The sequence below is a fragment of the Pseudarthrobacter sp. NPDC092424 genome, from assembly GCF_044754925.1.
Lineage (GTDB): Bacteria > Actinomycetota > Actinomycetes > Actinomycetales > Micrococcaceae > Arthrobacter.
Map to the genome: position 1 here is coordinate 125,217 of NZ_JBIVQC010000004.1, position 21,777 is coordinate 146,993.

A 21,777-nucleotide genomic window follows, 5' to 3' on the forward strand; every position below is an offset into this window, starting at 1 on the left:
TTCGTCCCCGGCGCGCGGCCGGGGACGAAACTGTCCTGCAAACATCCTAGCCGCAGCTAGGCAGTGACCAGCGTGCCCAGCTTCTCACCAAGGATGGCGCGGGTGACGTTGCCTTCACCCTCCATGCCGAACACCACCATGGAGAGGTTGTTGTCCTTGCACATCGTCATGGCGGTCTGGTCCATGACCCGGATGTCCCGACGCAGCGCGTCGTCATAGCTGAGGGTTTCCAGCCGCTCCGCGGTGGGGTCCTTCTTGGGGTCGGCGGTGTAGACAGCGTCCACGCCGCTCTTGGCCATCAGCACCACGTCCGCGTGCACCTCGAGCGCCCGCTGGGCGGCAACGGTGTCGGTGGAGAAATACGGCAGTCCTGCGCCCGCCCCGAAGATGACAACGCGGCCCTTTTCCATATGCCGGATGGCTCGGCGGGGAATGTACGCCTCGGCCACCTGGCCCATCGTGATGGCACTCTGGACCCGCGTTTCCACGCCGGCCTGTTCCAGGAAGTCCTGCAGCGCCAGGCAGTTCATGACGGTTCCCAGCATGCCCATGTAGTCGGCGCGGGAGCGGTCCATGCCGCTCTGGGAAAGTTCGGCGCCGCGGAAGAAGTTGCCGCCGCCTACCACGATGGCCACTTCCACCTCGGGCACGGCCGCTGCGATCTGCTTTGCGACGTCCCGCACGGTTTCGGGGTCGACACCCAGCTTTCCGCCGCCGAAGACCTCGCCTGAAAGCTTCAGGAGGACCCGGCGCCTGCTTTTCTCTGGCTGGATTACAGTGTTGACGGCTTCCATGATGCCTTCCCGTTGATGATCTGAAAAAAGGTTATCCTGCCCGGGCCGATGGTCGGAACCGGCTGGACGGCAATCTGCGCGCATGCAAAAGGGGCGGCCACCGAAGTGGCCACCCCTTGCATGGATCGACTAGGAGCCGACGCGGAAGCGTGCGAACGCCGTTCCCTTGACGCCGGCCTCTTCGAGAACCTGGGCCACGGACTTCTTGGCGTCCTTGGCGAATGCCTGGTCAACCAGGACCTCACCCTTGTAGAAGCCCGTCACGCGGCCTTCGACGATCTTGGTGAGTGCGGCTTCGGGCTTGCCTTCGGCCTTCGCGGTCTCTTCGGCAATGCGGCGCTCGGACTCGACCAGCTCGGACGGAACGTCCTCGCGGGTCAGGTAGTTCGGGGCCATCGCGGCGATGTGGACGGCGACGTCGTGGGCTGCCGTGGAAGCGGCTTCGCCTTCACCGTCGACAGCGAACAGCACGCCGACCTGGGCCGGGAGGTCCTTGGAGGTCTTGTGCAGGTAAGCGTCAACCGTTGCGCCTTCGAGGCGGGCAATGCGGCGGACAACAACCTTCTCGCCCAGGACTGCGCCTTCTTCGACGACGACCTCGGACAGCGGCTTGCCGTCAACTTCGGTGGCCAGCAGGGTCTCGAGGTCGGCTGCGCCGGACTCGACGGCCACGGCCAGGACCTTGTCGGCCAGCTGGATGAACTTGTCAGCCTTGGCGACGAAGTCGGTCTCGCAGTTGACTTCAATCATGACGCCAACGCCGTTGCTGACCTTGGCGGCGACCAGGCCTTCAGCGGTGGAGCGGCCTTCACGCTTCGTAGCGCCCTTGAGGCCCTTGATGCGGATGATTTCGATGGCCTTCTCGGCGTCACCGTTGGCTTCGTCAAGAGCCTTCTTGACATCCATCATGCCGGCGCCGGTGCGCTCGCGCAGGGCCTTGATGTCCGCGGCAGTGTAGTTCGCCATGTGAACCCCTCTGTCTAGAAATTTGATGTGGTGTACGGACTGACAGGACAGCAGCCCGCCTGGCGGGCCGCCATCCTGTCAGCAGCTCCGGCGCCGCGGGCGGCGCCGGAGAATCCGGATTTACTTGTTGTTACTTGGCGTCTTCGGCCGGAGCTTCGGCTGCAGCCGGAGCTTCTTCTGCCGGAGCAGCGGGAGCAGCAGCGGCTTCTTCAGCCTTGTTGCCCTCGAGGAGCTCGCGCTCCCATTCGGCCAGCGGCTCTTCCGGGGCTTCGGTGGCGCCCGTGCCGCGGTTGTTGCGGGCGATCAGGCCCTCGGCAACGGCGTCGGCAACAACGCGGGTCAGGAGGTTCACGGAGCGGATGGCGTCGTCGTTGCCCGGGATCGGGAAGTCGACCTCGTCCGGATCGCAGTTGGTGTCCAGGATGGCGACAACCGGGATGTTCAGCTTCTTGGCCTCGTCAACGGCGAGGTGTTCCTTCTTGGTGTCCACGACCCAGAGCAGGGACGGAGCCTTGGTCAGGTTGCGGATACCGCCGAGGTTGGCTTCCAGCTTGGTGAGTTCGCGCTTGAGGAGCAGCAGCTCCTTCTTGGTGTACGCGGAACCGGCGACGTCGTCGAAGTCGATCTCTTCGAGTTCCTTCATGCGCTGGATACGCTTGGCGACGGTCTGGAAGTTGGTCAGCATACCGCCGAGCCAGCGCTGGTTCACGTAGGGCTGGCCAACGCGGGTTGCCTGCTCGGCAATTGCTTCCTGGGCCTGCTTCTTGGTGCCGACGAAGAGCACGGTGCCGCCGTGGGCGACAGTGGCCTTGACGAACTCGTAGGCGCGGTCGATGTAGGACAGCGACTGCTGCAGGTCGATGATGTAGATGCCGTTGCGCTCCGTGAAGATGAAGCGCTTCATCTTCGGGTTCCAACGGCGGGTCTGGTGTCCAAAGTGGACGCCGCTGTCAAGCAGCTGGCGCATGGTTACGACGGGCATGCCGACGCTCCTTCCGGCAGGTCATTCATGAGACAGCCCTAAGGCTTCTTACCCTGCCAATAGTTGACGGTTGATTTAGCGTGGCCCGGACGGGCCGTGCTCCTGGCATCCACTGCGCTTCCCATCCGTGCCACATGGCCCGGACCGCAGGAGGCGCAGTCCTCCACAGCCGAAGTTTTGGGGCTTCTGTTGTGAAGGGCTGGATACGCGTAGTCAGCCGCCGCTCCCCCACACTCCTGAATGAGATGTGCTGACGCTGCCCGGACAGGGAAAAATTCCGTTGGAATAATCCACCGGAACGGGAAGCGTTGAGGGCGCAGCAAACTGCTCCCCCAAGTGTACTACAGCAGCCCGCGCCGAAGGTACGGCCGGACGGGCGGCCGGGGGCTGGCCGGGACAGGTGGTTCGGCACTTTTCCACATAGGGCGGCACAGCCCTGCCGCGCCGGCGGACCGCCGCCCCATGCTGGGCAGATGAAAACCACGGGGCTCCTTGCCGCTCTGCTGTTCCTGCCGGCTTCCTCCGCTGCCGGCTCCGTGCCCGCTCCGGAGGGAACCGGCCCCGCCTGGCAATGGCCGCTGCAGCCCCGGCCGCCGGTCCTGCGGAATTTCGACCCTCCGCCGCAGCCTTGGCTGAGCGGCCACCGCGGCGTGGACCTGGGAGCAGCGGGCGACGGCGTCAAGGTCACCTCCCCTGCGGACGGCACGATCAGTTTCGTCGGGACGGTGGTTGACCGGCCGGTCCTCACGGTCGACCACGGCAACGGACTACGGAGCAGTTTCGAGCCGGTGGAGAGCACGCTCGCCAAGGGGACGTCCGTGCAGGCAGGCCAGGCGGTGGGCATCCTCAGGAACGGGCACTGCGGTACCAGGCCCTGCGTCCATTGGGGCGTGCGCCAGGACGGTGGCTACGTCAATCCGCTGAAGTTCGTCATGGACCTGCGGCCCTCCGTCCTGCTGCCTCTGTATGAAGGAGAGCCGGGTCAGCAGGACGGCGGAATAAAGGCAGGCACGTCGCGGGATAACGCGCCCAGGCAGGTCAGACGATGGCCGAGATCCCGGTGACGCCGCGCCCGGCCACCAGGGTGTTGATCTCGTGGGTGCCTTCGTAGGAATAGATGGCTTCTGCGTCAGCGAAGATCTTGGCCATGCCGAAGTCGGTGACGATGCCGTTGCCCCCCAACAGGCTGCGGCCCAGGGCGGCGCTCTCGCGCATCCGGGCGGTGGTGAAGGCCTTGGCCAGGGCGGACTGTTCATCCTTGGCCTGGCCGTCGGCTTCCAGCTGGGAGAGCCGGACCATCATGCCCATGGAACTGACCGCGTTACCGAGGATCTGCACCAACTGGCCCTGGACCAGCTGGTAGGAGGCCAGCGGCTTGCCGAACTGGTGCCGTTCCACCGCGTACTGGCGGGCGACATCGAACGTGGCCAGCTGCAGGCCCACAGCCTGCCAGGCCACCGCGAGCCGGGTCACCTTGAGGACCTTGTTGACGTCCTTGAAGCTGTTGGCGCGGGCGAGCTTGAAGAAGTCCGGGACCACCACGTTCTCCAGCGTAATGTCGGCGTTTTGCACGGTACGGAGCGAGATCTTGTTTTCGATCTTCGCAGCCCTGAAGCCGGGGAGGGTGGTGTCCACCAGGAAGCCCTTGACCTGGCCATCGGCCACGTCGCGTGCGAACACCACTACCCAGTCGGCGAACGTTGCGTTTCCGATCCAGCGCTTGGCGCCGTTGAGGACCCAGTGGTCCCCTTCCCGCCGGGCGGTGGTCCGCGTGCCGCCGGCGACGTCGCTGCCGCCCAGCGGCTCCGTCAGGCCGAATGCACCGATTTTCCGGAGGGAGTAGATATCGGGCAGCCAGGCCTCCTGCTGCTCCGTGGACGCCAATGCTTCGATTGAGCCGGTAAAGAGGCCGTCGTGGACACCCAGGAAAGTGGCGATGGAAGCGTCGGCGCGGGTTACTTCCGCGTGCAGCAGCCCCGCGAACAGGGTGGAATAGCCCTGCCTCCGCACAGGGCTGACCAGGTCAATACGGGCGAGCCGGGGAATCAGGTCCATCGGGAATTCGGCCCGGTTCCAGCAGTCCGTGGCGATCGGCGTCACTTCACGGCCCAGGAACGTACGGACTTCAGCGAGCCGGTCCCGTTCCTTGTCCGTCAGCAGTTGTTCAAAGGCATAGAAATCACCGTCAGCATAGGGCAGGGCGGGAGCCTCGACGGCGGGCGCGGCGGGAGAGGACACAGCGGACATGGCTACCTCGCAATGGGTCTGGTGAGTCTGCGGATTGGATCGGAGCGATACGTTCCCGGCATCGGGAGCATCAAAGTTACTGGTGAGTAACATACCGCATCCATGCCCTTAAGCAAAGAAGCCGCGGCCAACGTTGAACGTTGGCCGCGGCTTCGGATGAGGGTAGGGCTACTCGGACTTGAACCGAGGACCTTAGGATTATGAGTCCCGCGCTCTAACCAGCTGAGCTATAGCCCCCTGCCCCCCGCACTGCATATGCGGATGCAGGACACCCGGCCGGGAGGGCAGAATCACTCTAGCAAATACTGGAATGGGCTCAGACCACCTTTTCTTCGAACCCGGCGCCCCGGTACAGGTCCTCAAAAGTCTGCAGGGTGCCCTGGATGCTGTGCGGTTCCACCATCCTCCGGCTGGCCTGGCCCATGGCGGAGCGCTGGTCGGCGGGGAGCTGCAGGATCCGGGTGATCTTCCTGGCCAGGTCGTCGCTGTCGTTCGGCCTGAACAGGTAGCCGTTTTCGCCATCGCGGACCAGGTGCGGCAGCGCCATGGCGTCCGCCAGGACCACCGGCGTCGAGGCTGACATGGCTTCCAGCGTGACCAGGGACTGCAGCTCCGCCGTGCCGGGCATGCAGAACAGGTCCGCCCTGATGTACGCGGTACGGAGGTCCTCGTCACTGGCCAGGCCCAGGAACCGGACCCTTCCGTCCAATCCCAGCCGGGCCACCTGCGCCTCCAGGGCCGGCCGTACCTCGCCGCCGCCCACGATCTCCAGGTGCACGTCCAGTTCCGCGGGAGTCTTGGCAATGGCGTCGATCAGCACGTCCACATGCTTTTCCTCCGCCAGCCGGCCAGCGAACATCACTGTTGGGCGCGGGTGCGGGTCGACCACCTCACCGGGCTGGAGTTCGTATGCGGCGGAATCGATGCCGTTGGACAGCGGCAGGACCTTCCGCAGGAAGGCGTGGTCGTGCATCGCCTTTGCGGCCAGCGGCGTGGGCGTGGTGACCACGTCGGCCTGTCCCATGACCTTGCCCATGTCCTTCCAGGAAATGCGGCCGATGATGTCCTTGAACCACTGCGGGAACGGCAGGAAGGGATTCAGGTTCTCCGGCATGAAGTGGTTGGTGGCCACCACCCGTACACCGCGCTTTACGGCCTCGTACAGCACGTGCTCGCCGATCATGTAGTGGCTCTGGATGTGCACCACATCCGGCCTGATCCGCTCGAAGAGCAGGCTGATTTCCTTCTTGATCTCCCAAGGCAGGCAGATCCTGAAGTATTCGTGGGTGGGGACACCGTGGGACCTGAGCCGGTGAACGGCTGCCTCGGACCGGAACTCGGTGAAGCTCGGGCCGTTGTCGGCCCGGCAGGCCAGCACGTGGACGTCGTGGCCCCGGCCGGTCATTCCCTTGGCCAGCCGGTACCCGAACTGGGCGGCGCCGTTGACGTGGGGCGGATACGTATCCGCGGCGATCAGGATGGTCAGGGGACGCTGGTCGGCTGGCGTGGTCACGGGGAAAACTCCTGATGGTCACGGTGCGGACAGCATGGACTGACAGCACGGTTGGCCGCGGCATGGTGGCGCCCGGCTGCGTGGATTGCACTGCTAATGGGACGCCCTGCCCGCGGTCTTCCGCGCGTCCTTCTTGCGCTTGGTGACCTCGGGATGGTGCCTTGAGAGGGCGATGACCCCAACGATAGCAAGGGAAGCCGCCGTTCCCATGGCAATGGCCATGACGGCGTGGACGTCCGGGCGCAGCTCCCCCAGGATGGCGATGCCGATCGCGATCCCGACAATGGGGTCCACCACGGTCAGCCCGGCGATCACCAGGTCAGGCGGACCGGTGGCATACGCGCTCTGGACGAACCACGATCCCAGGACTCCGGCGGCAACGATGGCCACCACCGAATACCACTGCACGTTCAGCAGGAACAGTCCGTTGGGGTCCAGCAGGTGCTTGCCGATGATCCGGGTCAGGACGGCGACAAACCCGAACAGCACGCCGGCGCCCAGGATGTACACGAAGGCATTCATCCGGTGCCGGAACATGGCGGCCAAGGAGCCGAACACTCCAACGGCCACGGCAAGCAGCAGGTCGATGGTGAGTTCGTCGCTGATGCTGACGTGGTGGTTCTCCTGCGTCACCGTCACCGCCAGCAGGACAAAAAGCGCCGAGCCGGTCACGCAGGCGGCGATGGCGACGACGGTGGCGCGGTTGATGCTGATGTCCTGGTCCCGGGCGTTCACGATAGTGGTGATCACCAGCGCGATCGCCCCAATGGGCTGCACCACTGTCAGCGGAGCGGACACCAGCGCCACTGCGTTCATGGCCATGCCGGCGCCGAGCAGCAGGAGGCCGAAGACCCAGCGGGGGTTGCGCAGCAGTCGGAGGAATCCGTTCGAACTCAGCGCAAGGCCGCCCGTGTCTGCTTTGACCGCGCTGCCCTGGCGCTGTGCACCCAGCGCCAGGCAGAACGCCCCAAGCACCGCGAGCAGGACGGCGAACCACACCATCAGGAGGCCCCGCCGTCGTTCGTTGGCTGGAGTCCGCCCTTGCGCAGCATGGCCCGGAAATAGTTGTACGCCGCCACCCAGTGGCCCACCAGTCCCAGCCCCAGGACCACCCATGCGGCGACGTACGCCGGGCCGGAGACCGGCGTGTCCAGCCGCGAAAGCACCAGCAGCGGCATTCCGAGCAGGAGCAGGCCCGTGCGGACCTTGCCCATCACGCTGACCGGCAGGTCCGGATGGCCGTGGAAGAGCGACAGCGAAAGCACCAGGAGCACGGTGTCCGGTATCACCAGCGCGGCCAGGTAGAGCCAATGGACGACGCCGGCAATCACCAAAGTGATGGCCACGGCGATCATGGCGAGCCGGTCCGCAATGGGATCCAGCACCCGCCCAAGCTTCGATGCCTGGTCAAAGCGGCGGGCGATGTAGCCGTCTATCCAGTCCGTGGAAGCCATAATGGCCAGGACGATGACGCCGGCGGCATACTCCTGCCTGGCCAGGACCAGCCAAACAAAGAGCGGCACACCCATGAAGCGGACCACGGTAAGCAGGTTCGGGATGGTGAACACGGAGTCGTGGTCCACCTGGGGGCGGCCGGGCCGGGAACCGGCACCAATGAATTTCACCCCGGGTCCCTTTCCTTCCTGCCAGTCGTGGCGGCGGCGGTGTGGCCGCCAGCAATCTCAATGCGGCCCGCGGGCCGGCCTCAGTAGGTGCGGATCAGCTTCCGAAGAAGCACCACCAGCACGGCTCCGGCCGCGGCCATGACGGCGAGCGGCTTCCAGCGTGCCGCGGGACCGCCATCTGCGGTGGTGGACCCCGCGAAAGCAGCCTTCTTCCGGAGGGCAGCAGCCTGGGCGGCCTCCAGCTTCTCCCGGGCAGCCGCCGCAAGGAACCGGTACTGGGTTTTCACGTCCAGTTCGGCGCCCAGGTCATCGCGGACCTCGCCGAGGTGGCGCCGGCGCTGGTCAAGGCGGCGGGCAAGCTCAGGCTCCGACGCCTGCGGAAATTCGCGCGCATGCTCCGCAGCTTTGGCCGCCTTCTCCGCCTTTTCCTTTGCTTCCGCTTCTTCCTTGGCTGCCTTGGCCGCCTTGGCCTCGGAACTCCTGGGGTCCAGGACGGCAGGGTTGTAGGCGGAGCCATCCCTGGCCACGCCGAGGTCGTGCTTCAGGCCCCGGATGGTTTCTTCCGGCAGCAGCGGCATGGCCTTCTTGAACTTGCCGAGACCCACCAGGGCACCGACGAGGGCGATGAGCAGGAACGCTGCGGAGACGATCAGCGCGGCAAGCCAGGCGGGCATCACCGTGGCCAGTCCCATGATGGCGGCGACAATAAGGCCCACAATGAGGAAGCACAGGAAGACGAGAGCCACCGCGAGAAAGGCCGCTGCGACCCCGACCTGGATGCCCTTGCGCTTTACTTCGGCCTTGGCAAAGGCGATCTCGTCGTTCAGCTGGCGTGGTGCCAGCCGGAAGAGGAGCTTGGCGGTGCGGGGCAGCGCGGTGATGCGCAGCCCCCTGCCGGCCTGGCCGCTATGACGTCCGCTCATCGGTTCCGCCTTACTGGTTATGGGTCGATTCGGCTTCCGTATTTCGCGGGAGGGTGCCACTGCACCGTCCCCGACCCCAAAACTATCATTCAGGCCCGCGGCTCCCTTCCCGGCCGGGCAGGGCGGCGTGGCCTCCGCACCGCGGATCCGGCAGGGCCGGGGCCTAGGATTGGTATCCGTGACCACTCCCTCCAATCCGGGCGATCAGCTCAGCCGGCGCCGGAAGCTCCTCTACATCCTCCTCCTGGGCGCACTGACGGCGTTGGGACCGTTCACCATCGACCTCTACCTGCCGGCCTTCCCTGCCCTGGAGGCAAGCCTGGGCGTGACCGAGGCCCAAGTGCAGCTGACCCTCGCCGGGACCACCCTGGGGTTCGCTTTCGGGCAGCTGGTGGTGGGGCCCTTCAGCGACAAGTTCGGCCGCCGGACCCCCCTGATCCTTGCCACCGCGCTCCACATCGCCGCGTCGCTGGGTGCGGCCCTGTCCACGGACATCACCGCCCTGGGGATTTTCCGCGTGCTGATGGGCGTGGGCGCGGCAGGCGGAGGCGTGGTGGCCATGGCAATGGTCCGAGACCTGTTCTCCGGATATGCGATGGTTCGGATGTTCTCCCGGATGGCCCTGGTGAACGGGCTGGCACCCATCCTTGCCCCGGTAATCGGCTCACAGCTGCTCCTGGTGATGGAATGGCCGGGAATCTTCGTGTTCCTGGCCTCGTACGGCACGGTGGTCATCGTAGCCACTCTCTTCCTGGTCCGGGAGACGCTGCCGCCGGAAAAGCGCGGCCAATCCGGGCTGACGGCCAAGCAGCGTTACCAGGCCCTCTTCGGCGACAGGATCTTCGTTGGCCTGCTCCTGGTGGGCGGACTGAACTTCGGCGGCCTGTTTACCTACCTGTCCGCGTCGCCGTTCCTTTTCCAGGACGTCTTCGGGTTTTCCGCCCAGCAGTACGGCTACCTCTTCGGCATCAACTCGCTGGGCATCGTGGCCGGGGTGCAGACCAGTGCACGGCTGATCAGGCGCGTGCCGCCGCAGTGGATCATCGCCGGCGCCACGGCATGGATGTTCACTTCCGCCTGCCTGATCGTGCTCTTTGACCAGCTGGACATGGGCCTGTGGGGCGTCATGGTGCCGTTGTGGCTCTACATCTTCGGCACCGGGTTCCTGTTCCCCTGCGTCCAGGTGCTGGCACTGGCCGGCCACCCGGGGCAGGCCGGCACGGCGGCCTCGCTGCTGGGGGCCGCCACGTTCACCACCGCCGGACTCATCTCGCCGGTGGTCGGCTGGCTGGGCATCGACAGCGCAACCCCCATGGGAGCCGTGCAGGCCGGCTGCATCCTGCTGGCAATGGCGGCGCTCTGGCTGGTGGTCCGCCCCCGCACCGTTCCCTCGATCCACTAGGCACCCCTGTCTACGGAAGGACTATGCCCATGAGCCGCGAAAAAACACCTGCCGGCAACCCCCGGAACCGCCGCAGGCCCCACCGGAACCGGAGGGGGCTGTTCCTCGGCGCGGTGCTGGGCGCCGTCGCGGGCTATTTTGCCGGGCGCTCATCCGGCAACCCGGCCCTGGGGATCGCGCTGGGGATGGTGGCCGGATCGGCGTTGCTCTACCGGGTGAACCCCGGCCCGTGGAACCGGCCCTGACAGGATTCGCCGGGGCAGTCGGCAAGAGGCAGGACACCTGCCCCTGAAGGGGGTGCCGCGATAAAATAGGTCTGTGCCCCATCGGCAGGACCAGCCCCGGATTCCAGCCACATGGCAGCGGTGCGACGCCCGCATCCTCCCCCTGTGGTGGGAGCGGCTCTGCGCCGCCGACGGTCCGCAGTCCGCGGCGCTCTACGCCGCCGGGCTCTTCACCGAAGACCGGCGCCGGCCCATCGCCCAATGGTTCAACCCCGCTTTCGGTGCCGCGCTGCTGGTGGCGCCGGAAACGTCTCCCGAGTGGCCAGTACAGCGCTTCGGAATCTTTTACGCCCCGCCCGGCGGCGGGGTGGTGCACGTACACTCGGCACCCCACGAATGGAACCCCCGGCAGCCGCGCACCTCGCCCACCGGGCAGGAAGCGTTCATGGCGGCCATCGCCGAGGCTGAACGGTTCCTCCAAGTGGAAATGGACTTTGTCTGAGGAACGGAAAATCCCCGCCGCTCCATAGGGAGTGACGGGGATTTTCCGTGATTGCTCCTCCTGCTGGACTTGAACCAGCAACCCTTCGATTAACAGTCGAATGCTCTGCCAATTGAGCTAAGGAGGAATGAAGCAGGTATGACATTAGCAAAGGTTTCGGGAGAATACGAAATCGGCTCCCGCCGAGCCGCCCACCCCAATTCCACCTGCCCGAAGAGACAAAAAATCCCCGTTCCGGAGGCCGGAACGGGGATTGGAAGCTCCTCCTGCTGGACTTGAACCAGCAACCCTTCGATTAACAGTCGAATGCTCTGCCAATTGAGCTAAGGAGGAATGAAGCGGGTATCAGCCTAGCAAACACCCGGCCAGGAAATAAAATCGGAGCCGCTGTTGTGCCCAAAGCCACAGGCGGACTGCCTACGCCTCCGACCGCAGCGAGCGGCGTTCCATCTCCAGCATCATCAGTTCACGGTTAAGCCGCTGGTAGGTTCCGGGGTCCGCCACCGGGTCCAGCCGCTGCAACTGGCCCATCTTGTCAGCCTTGACCCGGGTGATCTGCAACTCGAAAAGACGTGCCAGGATATCCCGGCAATACTTCTGCACGGCCTCCTCGGTGCTGGCCGGCAGCGGGACCACGGCGAGCTCGGAGACCAGCGGGCGCAAAGGTTCCGGCACCTCCGCCATGATGTGCTCCACCCAGCGGACCGGGTCCCCCGCCAGCCCGGGACCGGTGGCGCGCATGGCGTCATGGACCGCCTGGAACGCGGGGGTGGCGAACCGGACCGCCTCGAACCGCTCCCACGCCGGTCCGCCCAGCAGCACCGGCTGCTGCAGCGCCACCTCCAGTGCCTGGCGTTCCATGGAGGCCACGGGGTCGCGGGGGTCCGGGCGGTGGAACGATGGAACAGCGCCCGACGACGCCCCGTCAGCCACGCCGGGAGCACCGGCAACGGCGGGCGTCCGGGCAGGTGTTCCCTGGGCGGGGGGCCGGCCGGTGTCTCCGCGCTTCACCGCGGCTGTGACCAGGCGCAGGACCTCGTTGGGGTCCGGCATCCCCAGCCAGCCTGTGAGGGCCTGGCAGTAGCCTGTGCGGGTGGACGCGTCGCGGATTGCAGCCACCACCGGCACCGAGGCTTTCAGGCCCTGCACGCGTCCTTCCACGGTGTCGAGGTTGAACTGCTTCAGCGTGGTGCGGATGGCGAACTCGAAGAGCGGCCGGCGCGACTGCACCAGGGCGTGCACCGCCTCGTCGCCCTTGCTTTGGCGGAGGTCACACGGATCGGCGCCGCCGGGCTCCACGGCCACGTATGTCTGGGCGGTGAACCGCTGGTCCTCTTCAAAGGCGCGGAGGGCCGCCTTCTGGCCGGCGGCGTCGCCGTCGAAGGTGAACACCACCTCTCCCCCGGTGCCGTCGTCCGACAGGAGCCGCCGGGCGATCTTGATGTGCTCGGTGCCGAACGCGGTACCGCAGGTGGCCACCGCCGTCGTAATTCCCGCCAGATGGCATGCCATGACATCCGTGTACCCCTCCACCACCACCAGCTGCCGCTCCTTGGCGATGCTGCGCTTGGCGAGGTCGATCCCGTAGAGCACCTGGGACTTCTTGTAGAGGGTGGTCTCCGGGGTGTTGAGGTACTTGGGACCCTGGTCATCCTCGTAGAGCTTTCGGGCGCCGAAGCCGATAGTGTCCCCCGCGATGTCCTTGATGGGCCAAATCAGGCGGCCGCGGAAGCGGTCGTAGATCCCCCGGTTACCTTCGGAAAACATGCCGGTCAGCTTCAGCTCGGCATCCGTGAAGCCGCGTCCGCGCAGGTGCTTAAGGAGGGCATCCCAGCCCTGGGGGGCGTAGCCGCAGCCAAAGTGCTCAGCGGCGGAGCGGTCGAAGCCGCGGCCGAACAGGAAGTTCCGGGCTTCGGCGGCACCAGGGGTGAGCAGCTGGGCGCGAAAGAACTCATCGGCGATCTTGTGCGCGTCCAGCAGGCGCTGCCGGCGGCCAACCTCCTCGCGGCTGGGACCGCTGCCGCCGTCCTCGTAGCGGAGCTCGTAGCCGATCCGGGCGGCGAGCTTTTCCACCGCTTCCTGGAAGGAGGTGTGGTCCTGCTTCTGGACGAAGGAGATAACATCCCCGTCTTCGCCGCAGCCGAAGCAGTGGTAGCGGCCCACTTGGGGGCGCACGGTGAAGGAGGGCGAACGCTCGTCATGGAAGGGGCACAGGCCCTTGTAGGTGCCCAGCCCGGCGCCCTTGAGTGTGACGTAGCCGTCAACTACTTCCTTGATGTCCGTACGCTGGCGTACTTCGTCGATGTCTTCGCGTTTGATCAGGCCGGCCACAGAGCCATCCTAATGCGGGGGTGCGACGGCGGCGGGCAGCTTATGGCGCAGCCCGCCACATGCCCGGCCAGGGCAGGGACGGTCACCACAGGGACGGCAGGCTGCCCACAAGGCGTTCGTACATGGCCAGCGCCGAGCCGTCCGTCAGGGAGGCCACCTGGTCGATGACCACGCGGAGGCGCGCGCCGTCGTCCCCGGCTGCCCGCCAGTCCGCGGCGAACATGGGTTCCAGATGCCGGTCACCCGTGGCGCTCAATGCGGTGACCAACGCGTGGAGGACCTCGCGCTGGCGTTCGTAGATGGGCTGCCGGTGGTCCGTAGTCATCACGAAGGTGGTGGCCAGGCCCTTCATCACGGCGATCTCCATGACGGTCTCGTCGGGAACCATAAGCTCCGCGTTGTACCGGGTCAGCCGGCCCGGACCGTAGACGGCGCGGGTAGTCTCCAGCGCGCTCTGGCAGAACCGGCCGATCAGCTGGCTGGTCATGTTTTTAAGGGCAGCCATTGACTTCCGGCTGCCGTCCGCTTCCCGGACCCATACGTCCGTGGCCTCGAGCCTGGCCAGGGCGGCGTCGATGGCGGCGGGATCGTTGTGCGGCAGGTACCACTGCCTGGCATAGCCCACCACGCGGGCGCGGTGGTCCGGGTTGTCCATCCAGCGCAGCTGGAAATGCCCCGCCACGATTGCGTCCTCGACGTCATGGACTGAGTAGGAGATGTCGTCGGCGAGGTCCATGACCTGGGCTTCCAGGCAGGAACGGCGCTCGGGAGCGCCCTGGCGGATCCAGTTGAAGATGGGGAGGTCGTCCTCGTAGGCGCCGAACTTGCTGGTCCGCTGGCCATGGATCACCGGGGCTTCCAACGCGGACCACGGGTACTTGGCGGCCGCGTCCAGGCTGGCCCGGGTGAGGTTCAGGCCCGCCGGCGCGCCGTCAGCGGTCAGCACCTTGGGTTCGAGCCTGGTGAGCAGGCGCAGGGTCTGGGCATTGCCCTCGAACCCGCCGATGGAGTGTGCCACCTCGTTCAGGGCCGACTCGCCGTTGTGGCCGAAGGGCGGGTGGCCCAGGTCGTGGCTCAGGCACGCGGTGTCCACCACGTCGGGGTCGCAGCCCAGCGTCCGGCCGAGCTCGCGGCCCACCTGCGCCACCTCCAGGCTGTGGGTGAGCCGGGTGCGGACGAAGTCGTCCGTGTCCGGGGCCACCACCTGGGTCTTGGCGCCGAGCCGGCGCAGTGCCGAGGAGTGCAGCACGCGCGCCCTGTCCCGCTCAAAATCCGACCGGTAGGTGCTCTTGGCCGGCTCTTCCACCCAGCGGGCGGAATCGTGGCTGCCGTACCCCGAAAGCAGGGGCACCGAGGGCGGCTCCGATACGGAAGTTTCAGCCACCGGACACATCCAGTTCCGCCGCGGCGATATCCCTCGACTGGTCTTCGTTGAGCGACCGGGAGTCCAGCCAGTCCTTGGGCAGGGCGGGCTTCTTCGGGGAACCGGCGCGGCCGCGGGGGCCCTCTGAATCGACGCCGGGATAGGGAACGTCCGGGTCCAGTTCGTCCAGCAGCGAGCGGAGGACTTCGAGGGTGGGCACCGTGGCGAGCTTGGCACGCAGGTCTCCGCCGACCGGATAGCCCTTGAAGTACCAGGCCATGTGCTTGCGGATCTCCCGGAGGGCCTTGTACTCGTCTCCACCAAAGGTTTCGATCATGAGCTGCGCATGGCGATACACGCCGTCGGCCACCTGGCCAAGGTTGGGCCGGTGCCGGAGGTCACTGCCTTCGAAGGCGGCCTGCAGGTCGCCGAAGAGCCAGGGCCGGCCCTGGCAGCCGCGGCCCACCACTACGCCGTCAACGCCGGTTTCCCGCACCATCCGGACGGCGTCCTCGGCGGACCAGATGTCGCCGTTGCCCAGCACCGGGATGTCCGGGAGTTCCTCGCGGAGCCGGGCGATGGCGGACCAGTCCGCCTGGCCGGAGTAGAACTGTGAGGCGGTCCGGCCGTGGAGGGCGACGGCGGCAACACCGGAATCACGGGCAATGCGGCCCGCATCGAGGTACGTGAGGTGGTCGTCGTCGATGCCCTTGCGCATCTTGATGGTCAGCGGGATGTTGCCTTTGCCGGCTTCCTTCACGGCGGTCTGCACGATGGCGGTGAAGAGATCGATTTTCCACGGCAGCGCGGAGCCGCCGCCGCGTCGGGTCACCTTGGGGACCGGGCAGCCGAAGTTCAGGTCGATGTGGTCAGCGCGGTCTTCCTCCACCAGCATCCGGACCGCTGCTCCCACCGTCTTGGGGTCCACGCCGTAAAGCTGGACAGATCGGACCTTCTCGTCCGCGTCATGGGAGATGATCCGCAGCGACTCCGGCGTACGTTCCACCAGGGCGCGGGAGGTCACCATCTCCGCCACGTACATGCCGCCGCCGTATTCGCGGCACAGGCGGCGGAAGGCCGAGTTGGTGATGCCGGCCATGGGCGCCAGGACCACCGGCGTGTCCACGGTGATGGGGCCCAGCTTCAGGGGCGGGAGTTCCAGCCTGGGTGCGGGAGGGGTTGCTGCAACAGTCACCTGTCCATTGTTGCAAAGCCGGGCAAATCGTGGCGGCGCGGTGCCGGTGCGGTGTTCCCGCTCAACTGTGCCGGGACCTCCGCCCGCGGCGCGTTTCCGGCAGGTCCGTGCTCTCTGCCGTCCCGGCGCCGCGTTCGGTGAGGGCCGCCGCTGCGAGCGCTCCGGTGTCCTCGACGTCGTCCGCGGTGTGGTGCAGGCGGGGTGCGGCACCCGGTGTACCGGTGGCCTTGACCACCAGCACGGCGATCAGGGTGGTGACCGGGATGGCCAGAACCAGGCCGATGGACCCCACCAGGGTGCGGATGACTTCCTCGGACAGTTCGGCGCTGGTCAGCGTTTCGGCCAGGGGCCGGTCGTAGAGCATCACGATGATCAGGATGGGCAGCGCGGCGCCGGCGTAGGCGAAGGCGATGGTGTACACGGTGGAGGCGATGTGGTCCCGGCCGATCCGCATGGCGGAGGTGAACAGCTTGCGTGCGCTGCTCGAAGGGGCGAGCTCGTACAGTTCCCACACGGCGGACGATTGGGTGATGGTGACGTCATTGAGGACACCCAGGCCGGAGATGATGAGTCCGCACAGGATCACGCCGGAGATGGAGATGTTCGCAGAGGTGTTGATCAGCGTGGTGGCCTCATGGTTGCCGACTCCGGCGAGGTTGGCGCTGCCTGTGGCCCACGCCGCCAGCAGCGCGGTGATGCCCAGCCCGAAGATGGTGCCCAGGAGGGCTGTGGAGGTCCTCGCCGAGAAGCCGTGGGCGAAGTAGAGGACCCCGATCATGATCACCGTGGAGCCTACCAGCGCCAGCAGCAGCGGCGGCTTGCCCTCCACCAGGCCGGGCAGCATAAAGCCGGCCAGCACGAAGTAGGCGCCCGCCAGTCCGATCAGGGCGCGCAGCCCCCGCCACCGCGCCACCGCGATAACCACCACCGCATAGAGCAGCGCGAGCAGGAGGATGGGCAGCGTGCGGACGAAGTCCACGAAGATATAGGCCGGGGATCCGGACGCCGAGGCCCCCTCGGCGCCCGACAGGTTCAGGTAGCGGATCTGGTCACCGGGGTTCACCCCGTGGGACTTGGCGACATCCGGGTTGATGACCACTTTAACGGCGCTGCCGCCCTTGTCCGGCTCCGTGTACGCGAAAGTGCACTCCGAGCCGGCAGCCTGGCTGCCCTGCGGGTTTCCTTCCTGGCCCGCCTGGCCGGGGTCCTGGAGGCCGGCTCCCTGCATGCACGGTTCGGTGACCACGCGCTGGATTGCGCCGGTATCGAAAGTGACGCCCGACGCCGTGGAATACGGGTTGGCCAGCGAGATGCCTTCCTTGCTGCCGGAGGGCCACAGCATGGCCATCGCCACGAGCGTCAGCAACGTGAGCGGAACGAGGATGGCCGCCAGGATGCGGTTGGCCTTCCGGCGGGCAGCCATCGCCTGGGGCGTCGGCTCCGAATGGTCTGTAGGAGCATGGGAGTGACCGGCGCCCATCAGCAGTGAAACCTCATACCTTGAACTCTACGGCCGGCACCTTAGGGTTGATAAATGGCCTGCACGGGTACGCGGCAGGATGGAAGGCGGCATGTATGGTCCAGAGCAGCAACGGCGCAATTCTCAAAGTGCTGGCGCCCCTGGGACCGGTGCGCGGTGTGGCCCTGGTGCTGCACGGAGGCAAGTCCCAGAGCAGGGAACCCGTGGAGTCCAGGCACCTCAGCCCGGCCAGGATGGTGCCGTTTGCCAAGGACCTGCACCGTGCCGGCCGGCGGCACGGGCTGGCGGTCTGGATTCTGCGCAACAGCGTCCGGGGCTGGAACGGGGCGGATATGTCGCCGCTGCAGGACGCCCGGTGGGCGCTGCGGCTGATCCAGGAGCAGCATCCTGACGTACCGGTGTTCCTGGTGGGCCATTCGATGGGTGGCCTCACCGCATTGTCTGCCGCCGGCCATCCGCAGGTGGCGGCCGTCGTGGCGCTGGCACCGTGGCTGGGCCCGACCACCTCCACAGCGGCTGTGGCCGGGAAGAAGGTGCTGATCATCCATGGCACCAGGGACCGTTGGACCAGTCCCGCCGCGTCCCTCACCTTCGCCCGACGGGCAGCTGAAAGTGCCGCCGGAATACAGTATGTGGCGCTCACGGGCGCCGGACACTTCATGCTCCGCAAGGTCCGGCTGTGGCAGTCGATCACCACCGGGTTCGTCCTGAAGGCCTTCGCCGAGAGCACCGGCGCCCCCGCCGTTCCCTCCCGCACGTTCGCCCGCCTGCTTCCGGAGTCCGCGCTCCAGGTGACCCTGTGACTCCTTTCCCGTGGGCCGCCTTCGTGGCCTCGCTCCCCTGGACCGCTGGCGCCGTCGTCGTAGTTCTGATGCTGACTTTTGCCGTGGCCGTGCGGCAGGGGCGGCACTCGTTGATGGACGTGGCGTGGGGTCCCGGGTTCGTGGCGGTGGCGGTTGTGGCGTGGGTGCTGTCCGCCGGGCATGGCGACGACGGCCGGCGGCTCCTGCTCCTGGTCTTGACCTCCGCGTGGGGCCTCCGGTTGGGGCTGCACATCGGCTTGCGGGCCCGCGGCGGGCATGAGGATCCGCGCTACCGGAACCTGTTGGCCGGCGCGCCGGGTTCACGGAATGCCTATGCCCTGCGCCGTGTCTACCTGCCGCAGGGCGCGGTGATGTTTTTCGTATCGCTGGCCATCCAGGTGGGCATGTTCACCGCCGGGCCGCCGGGGTGGCTGGCAGCGGCCGGAACGGCGTTGTGGCTGGTGGGCTTCGTGTTCGAGGCCGTGGGCGACTGGCAGCTGGCGCAGTTCAGGAAGGACCCCGCCCGGAAGGGCACCGTGCTCGACACCGGGCTGTGGCGCTACACGCGCCACCCCAACTACTTCGGCGACGCCGCAGTGTGGACCGGCCTGTTCCTGATTGCCGCGGACTCCTGGCCGGGGGTCCTGACCGTCCTCTCCCCCGCGCTGATGGTGTGGACGCTCGCCGCGAAGACCGGCAAGCCGCTGACGGAGAAGGCCATGTCCGGCCGGCCGGGCTACCGCGAGTACGTCGAGGCCACGAGCGGATTCATCCCGTGGCCTCCCAAGCGGCCATGACCGCAACCAGGCCGCGCCCAGTGCCGTTATGGGTGCTCAAAACGACACTGGGCGCAGCCAGCTGGGTCGGTTAGTCCGAAACCACCAGCGTTTCGGCACCGGCGAGCCGGGCCTTGCCGCTGTCAAGGAGGGGTTCGACGGCGGCGCGCAGGGCAGTCATCGAATCGTCCAGTTCCAGCATGACCGGGTGCTGGTACGCGATCAGGGAAAGGATGTCGCGCACAGCTTCGGCAGCGTCCGCCGGGTCCAGCGCGGGTTCGTGTCCCACGAAGACGTCCGTCGGTGTTTCCCGGCCGGCGGCGCCGGGGCCGGCGTCATCGCTCCCGGGGGCGCGGGCGCCCGCCAAACCGGGGGCGGCGTCCGGATCCGCCGGAGCGGCATAGCTGACCGCGAATGCCCTGATGCGGCCCTTTTTGGCGGGCTTCACGCCGGCACCGAACGCCGATTCCGGCCTGGCCCGGAGCACGATGGCCCCGTGCGCCCCGGTGAGGTCGTCCAGGAACAGCTTCTGCACTTGGCCCACGGACAGCACGCCGGGCGGGTCCCAGCTGTGGATGGCCGAGTAGTAGCGGCCGACCACATCGGTCAATTCCACGGAACCGGTGGCCAGGTCCATGACCACATCGGAGCCGGCGTTTTCGCCGGCCGTTCCGCCGTCGTCCGGGAATACGGGGAGACGAAGCGCGCCCGGCTCCACTACCACCAGCCGGGAGCGCTGGATGGGCGCCAGGCCGAAGGCCTCCGCGAAGGCGGCGCCCGCGGTGCCCGGCTCCACCTTGGCGCGGAGCTTTTCAACGCCCGACGGCGCGTGGCCGGCTTCGCGCCGCAGCATGGTCAGCAGCGTGGCGCCGATGCCGGAGCGGCGGTGGTCGCCGGCCACCTCGATGTAGGTCCAGAGCCGTTCAGGATGCAGTGAGGCTTCGTAGACCACACCGGCAGCCACCGGGATTCCGACGCCGTCGATGACGTCCTCGGCCACGATGCAGCGGCGCCATGGTTCGCCGCCGGACCCGTCCGAGGAAACCGCCAGCGCACTGCGGAACTGGCCGGCCTGCGCGGTTTCGGGTCCGCCCCAGATTTCCAGGAGCGCGAGGTCATCGCCCTCGCGCCATTCGCGGTACTCGATGGCCATGCTCAGGCGCCGATCAGGCGTGCGGCCAGGTAGCCTTCCACCTTGTCAAGGGAGACGCGCTCCTGGCTCATGGTGTCCCGTTCGCGGATGGTCACGGCCTGGTCCTCCAGGGTGTCGAAGTCCACCGTGATGCAGAACGGCGTGCCGATCTCGTCCTGGCGGCGGTAGCGGCGGCCGATGGCGCCGGCGTCGTCGAAGTCGATGTTCCAGTTCTTCCGCAGCTGGGCGCCGAGGTCCTTGGCCTTCGGGGACAGGTCCTCGTTGCGGCTCAGCGGCAGTACGGCGGCCTTGACCGGGGCCAGGCGCGGATCGAGCTTCAGGACGGTGCGGACGTCCACGCCGCCCTTGGCGTTGGGGGCCTGGTCCTCGGTGTAGGCGTCCACCAGGAATGCCATGAAGGAGCGGGTCAGGCCGGCCGCCGGCTCGATCACGTAGGGGGTGTAGCGCTCGTTGGTGGCCTGGTTGAAGTAGCTCAGGTCCGTACCGGAGGCCTTGGCGTGCGTGGAGAGGTCGAAGTCGGTGCGGTTGGCGATGCCTTCGAGCTCGCCCCACTCGGAGCCCTGGAAGCCGAAGCGGTATTCGATGTCCGTGGTGCCCTTGGAGTAGTGGCTGAGCTTTTCCTGCGGGTGCTCAAAGAAGCGCAGGTTTTCCTGGCGGATGCCCAGGCCGGTGTACCAGGCCATGCGCTCCTTCATCCAGTACTGGTGCCATTCCTCATCCGTGCCGGGCTCGACGAAGAACTCCATTTCCATCTGCTCGAACTCGCGGGTGCGGAAGATGAAGTTTCCGGGGGTGATCTCGTTGCGGAAGGACTTGCCGATCTGGCCGATGCCGAACGGCGGCTTCTTCCGGGAGGTGGTGAGCACGTTGTTGAAGTTCACGAAAATGCCCTGCGCGGTTTCGGGGCGCAGGTAGTGCAGGCCCTCTTCGCTGGCGACGGGGCCGAGGTAGGTCTTGAGCAGGCCGGAGAACTCCTGCGGTTCGGTCCATTCGCCGCGGGTGCCGCAGTTGGCGCAGGCGATGTCCTTCAGGCCGTTCTCCGCGGGGCGGCCCTTCTTCTCCTCGTATTCTTCCTCGAGGTGGTCCGCGCGGTAGCGCTTGTGGCAGGACAGGCACTCCACCAGCGGGTCGGAGAAGACCTCCACGTGGCCGGACGCTTCCCAGACCTGCCGGGGCAGGATCACGGAGGAGTCCAGGCCCACCACGTCCTCGCGGCCGCGGACCATTGACTGCCACCACTGGCGCTTGATGTTTTCCTTCAGCTCCGCGCCGAGGGGCCCGTAGTCCCAGGCAGAACGCGAACCACCGTAGATCTCACCGGCCTGGAACACGAAGCCCCTCCGCTTGGAGAGGGAAATGACCTGGTCGAGGACGGATTTTGCTGCCATGGGGGAACTCCAATTTCTACAGGGCCGCTGGGTGCGGTCCGCGGTTGTTCCGGCCCCGGGGTTCCCGCGCGGAGAGCACGGGGATGCCGGAGGCCCGGATGCGGAAAAGG

The 21,777-nt window shown here is 66.9% G+C and carries 20 protein-coding genes and 3 tRNA genes; 6 read left to right on the forward strand and 17 right to left on the reverse strand.

Features of this window, described 5'->3' with window-relative positions; all coding sequences use genetic code 11:
- Positions 1-56: 56 nt before the first annotated feature.
- The 3 genes from pyrH to rpsB all read right to left on the reverse strand — a co-directional run bounded on the left by pyrH (position 57) and on the right by rpsB (position 2,742).
- Positions 57-794 carry a UMP kinase gene (pyrH, locus tag ACIQCN_RS08455; RefSeq protein WP_079595549.1) on the reverse strand — a complete coding sequence of 246 codons (738 nt, stop codon included), beginning with the start codon at positions 792-794 and terminating at the stop codon, positions 57-59.
- A 129-nt stretch (positions 795-923) separates the two neighbouring features.
- A complete protein-coding gene (tsf, locus tag ACIQCN_RS08460; protein WP_400610402.1) occupies positions 924-1,760 on the reverse strand; it encodes a translation elongation factor Ts in 837 nt (278 codons plus the stop codon).
- 130 nt (positions 1,761-1,890) lie between these two features.
- Positions 1,891-2,742 carry a 30S ribosomal protein S2 gene (rpsB, locus tag ACIQCN_RS08465; RefSeq protein WP_377215444.1) on the reverse strand — a complete coding sequence of 284 codons (852 nt, stop codon included), beginning with the start codon at positions 2,740-2,742 and terminating at the stop codon, positions 1,891-1,893.
- Between the two features lie 473 nt (positions 2,743-3,215).
- Here rpsB and ACIQCN_RS08470 point away from each other — a divergent pair, with 473 nt between their 5' ends.
- On the forward strand, positions 3,216-3,806 hold the full coding sequence (locus tag ACIQCN_RS08470; protein ID WP_400610404.1) for a M23 family metallopeptidase: 591 nt from the start codon (positions 3,216-3,218) through the stop codon (positions 3,804-3,806).
- On the opposite strand, the gene ACIQCN_RS08475 is transcribed toward ACIQCN_RS08470, so the two are convergent.
- The 6 genes from ACIQCN_RS08475 to ACIQCN_RS08500 form a co-directional block, all read right to left on the reverse strand.
- Entirely contained in the window at positions 3,781-4,989 is a 1,209-nt protein-coding gene (locus ACIQCN_RS08475; RefSeq protein ID WP_400606157.1) for an acyl-CoA dehydrogenase family protein, read from the reverse strand. The two genes, ACIQCN_RS08470 and ACIQCN_RS08475, sit on opposite strands and share 26 nt — an antisense overlap.
- Before the next feature lie 163 nt (positions 4,990-5,152).
- Positions 5,153-5,226 (reverse strand) — tRNA-Ile (locus ACIQCN_RS08480).
- 79 nt (positions 5,227-5,305) lie between these two features.
- Positions 5,306-6,502 (reverse strand): glycosyltransferase, encoded by a 1,197-nt coding sequence (locus ACIQCN_RS08485; RefSeq protein WP_400610406.1) that lies wholly within the window; start codon positions 6,500-6,502, stop codon positions 5,306-5,308.
- A 93-nt stretch (positions 6,503-6,595) separates the two neighbouring features.
- Positions 6,596-7,504: a DMT family transporter gene (locus tag ACIQCN_RS08490; protein WP_400610408.1), complete on the reverse strand. Its 909-nt coding sequence runs from the start codon at positions 7,502-7,504 to the stop codon at positions 6,596-6,598.
- A complete protein-coding gene (locus ACIQCN_RS08495; protein ID WP_400610410.1) occupies positions 7,504-8,127 on the reverse strand; it encodes a CDP-alcohol phosphatidyltransferase family protein in 624 nt (207 codons plus the stop codon). Before ACIQCN_RS08495 ends, ACIQCN_RS08490 begins: the two co-directional genes overlap by 1 nt.
- A gap of 80 nt (positions 8,128-8,207) precedes the next feature.
- On the reverse strand, positions 8,208-9,050 hold the full coding sequence (locus tag ACIQCN_RS08500; protein ID WP_400606096.1) for a phage holin family protein: 843 nt from the start codon (positions 9,048-9,050) through the stop codon (positions 8,208-8,210).
- Between the two features lie 178 nt (positions 9,051-9,228).
- Between ACIQCN_RS08500 and ACIQCN_RS08505 the strand changes: the two genes are divergently transcribed.
- The 3 genes from ACIQCN_RS08505 (at position 9,229) to ACIQCN_RS08515 (ending at position 11,178) form a co-directional block, all read left to right on the forward strand.
- On the forward strand, positions 9,229-10,452 hold the full coding sequence (locus ACIQCN_RS08505) for a multidrug effflux MFS transporter (RefSeq protein ID WP_400610411.1): 1,224 nt from the start codon (positions 9,229-9,231) through the stop codon (positions 10,450-10,452).
- Between the two features lie 29 nt (positions 10,453-10,481).
- Positions 10,482-10,697 (forward strand): hypothetical protein, encoded by a 216-nt coding sequence (locus tag ACIQCN_RS08510; protein WP_400606091.1) that lies wholly within the window; start codon positions 10,482-10,484, stop codon positions 10,695-10,697.
- A gap of 73 nt (positions 10,698-10,770) precedes the next feature.
- A complete protein-coding gene (locus tag ACIQCN_RS08515; protein ID WP_400606089.1) occupies positions 10,771-11,178 on the forward strand; it encodes a hypothetical protein in 408 nt (135 codons plus the stop codon).
- 54 nt (positions 11,179-11,232) lie between these two features.
- Here ACIQCN_RS08515 and ACIQCN_RS08520 read toward each other — a convergent pair.
- The 6 genes from ACIQCN_RS08520 to ACIQCN_RS08545 form a co-directional block, all read right to left on the reverse strand.
- Positions 11,233-11,305: transfer RNA gene (locus ACIQCN_RS08520), tRNA-Asn, on the reverse strand.
- A gap of 133 nt (positions 11,306-11,438) precedes the next feature.
- A tRNA-Asn gene (locus ACIQCN_RS08525) sits at positions 11,439-11,511 on the reverse strand.
- An 84-nt stretch (positions 11,512-11,595) separates the two neighbouring features.
- Positions 11,596-13,509, reverse strand: coding sequence for a DNA primase (dnaG, locus tag ACIQCN_RS08530; RefSeq protein WP_400606087.1), 1,914 nt, complete (start codon positions 13,507-13,509; stop codon positions 11,596-11,598).
- A gap of 82 nt (positions 13,510-13,591) precedes the next feature.
- Positions 13,592-14,902 carry a deoxyguanosinetriphosphate triphosphohydrolase gene (locus ACIQCN_RS08535; RefSeq protein WP_400606085.1) on the reverse strand — a complete coding sequence of 437 codons (1,311 nt, stop codon included), beginning with the start codon at positions 14,900-14,902 and terminating at the stop codon, positions 13,592-13,594.
- Entirely contained in the window at positions 14,886-16,067 is a 1,182-nt protein-coding gene (gene dusB / locus ACIQCN_RS08540) for a tRNA dihydrouridine synthase DusB (protein ID WP_400606083.1), read from the reverse strand. The genes ACIQCN_RS08535 and dusB overlap by 17 nt, the downstream gene beginning before the upstream one ends.
- Before the next feature lie 61 nt (positions 16,068-16,128).
- The gene (locus ACIQCN_RS08545; protein WP_400606082.1) at positions 16,129-17,490 is read right to left on the reverse strand and encodes a YibE/F family protein; all 1,362 of its coding nucleotides are present in this window, start codon (positions 17,488-17,490) and stop codon (positions 16,129-16,131) included.
- Between the two features lie 152 nt (positions 17,491-17,642).
- On the opposite strand from ACIQCN_RS08545, the gene ACIQCN_RS08550 reads away from it, so the two are divergent.
- Positions 17,643-18,350: an alpha/beta hydrolase gene (locus ACIQCN_RS08550; RefSeq protein WP_400610413.1), complete on the forward strand. Its 708-nt coding sequence runs from the start codon at positions 17,643-17,645 to the stop codon at positions 18,348-18,350.
- Entirely contained in the window at positions 18,347-19,147 is an 801-nt protein-coding gene (locus ACIQCN_RS08555) for a DUF1295 domain-containing protein (protein WP_400610415.1), read from the forward strand. The genes ACIQCN_RS08550 and ACIQCN_RS08555 overlap by 4 nt, the downstream gene beginning before the upstream one ends.
- Before the next feature lie 70 nt (positions 19,148-19,217).
- Here ACIQCN_RS08555 and ACIQCN_RS08560 read toward each other — a convergent pair whose 3' ends face one another.
- Complete coding sequence (locus ACIQCN_RS08560; protein WP_400610417.1) at positions 19,218-20,279, reverse strand: GNAT family N-acetyltransferase; 1,062 nt, start codon at positions 20,277-20,279, stop codon at positions 19,218-19,220.
- Between the two features lie 2 nt (positions 20,280-20,281).
- Positions 20,282-21,667: a glycine--tRNA ligase gene (locus ACIQCN_RS08565; protein ID WP_400606072.1), complete on the reverse strand. Its 1,386-nt coding sequence runs from the start codon at positions 21,665-21,667 to the stop codon at positions 20,282-20,284.
- Positions 21,668-21,777: the final 110 nt, after the last annotated feature.

Bases quoted from the DNA above. Each gene is read 5' to 3' on its own strand.
- pyrH (WP_079595549.1), bottom strand. From the start codon at position 794: ATGGAAGCCGTCAACACTGTAATCCAGCCAGAGAAAAGCAGGCGCCGG.
- tsf (WP_400610402.1), bottom strand. From the start codon at position 1,760: ATGGCGAACTACACTGCCGCGGACATCAAGGCCCTGCGCGAGCGCACC.
- rpsB (WP_377215444.1), bottom strand. From the start codon at position 2,742: ATGCCCGTCGTAACCATGCGCCAGCTGCTTGACAGCGGCGTCCACTTT.
- ACIQCN_RS08470 (WP_400610404.1), top strand. From the start codon at position 3,216: ATGAAAACCACGGGGCTCCTTGCCGCTCTGCTGTTCCTGCCGGCTTCC.
- ACIQCN_RS08475 (WP_400606157.1), bottom strand. From the start codon at position 4,989: ATGTCCGCTGTGTCCTCTCCCGCCGCGCCCGCCGTCGAGGCTCCCGCC.
- ACIQCN_RS08490 (WP_400610408.1), bottom strand. From the start codon at position 7,504: ATGGTGTGGTTCGCCGTCCTGCTCGCGGTGCTTGGGGCGTTCTGCCTG.
- ACIQCN_RS08500 (WP_400606096.1), bottom strand. From the start codon at position 9,050: ATGAGCGGACGTCATAGCGGCCAGGCCGGCAGGGGGCTGCGCATCACC.
- ACIQCN_RS08510 (WP_400606091.1), top strand. From the start codon at position 10,482: ATGAGCCGCGAAAAAACACCTGCCGGCAACCCCCGGAACCGCCGCAGG.
- ACIQCN_RS08535 (WP_400606085.1), bottom strand. From the start codon at position 14,902: ATGTGTCCGGTGGCTGAAACTTCCGTATCGGAGCCGCCCTCGGTGCCC.
- ACIQCN_RS08545 (WP_400606082.1), bottom strand. From the start codon at position 17,490: ATGGCTGCCCGCCGGAAGGCCAACCGCATCCTGGCGGCCATCCTCGTT.
- ACIQCN_RS08550 (WP_400610413.1), top strand. From the start codon at position 17,643: ATGGTCCAGAGCAGCAACGGCGCAATTCTCAAAGTGCTGGCGCCCCTG.
- ACIQCN_RS08560 (WP_400610417.1), bottom strand. From the start codon at position 20,279: ATGGCCATCGAGTACCGCGAATGGCGCGAGGGCGATGACCTCGCGCTC.
- ACIQCN_RS08565 (WP_400606072.1), bottom strand. From the start codon at position 21,667: ATGGCAGCAAAATCCGTCCTCGACCAGGTCATTTCCCTCTCCAAGCGG.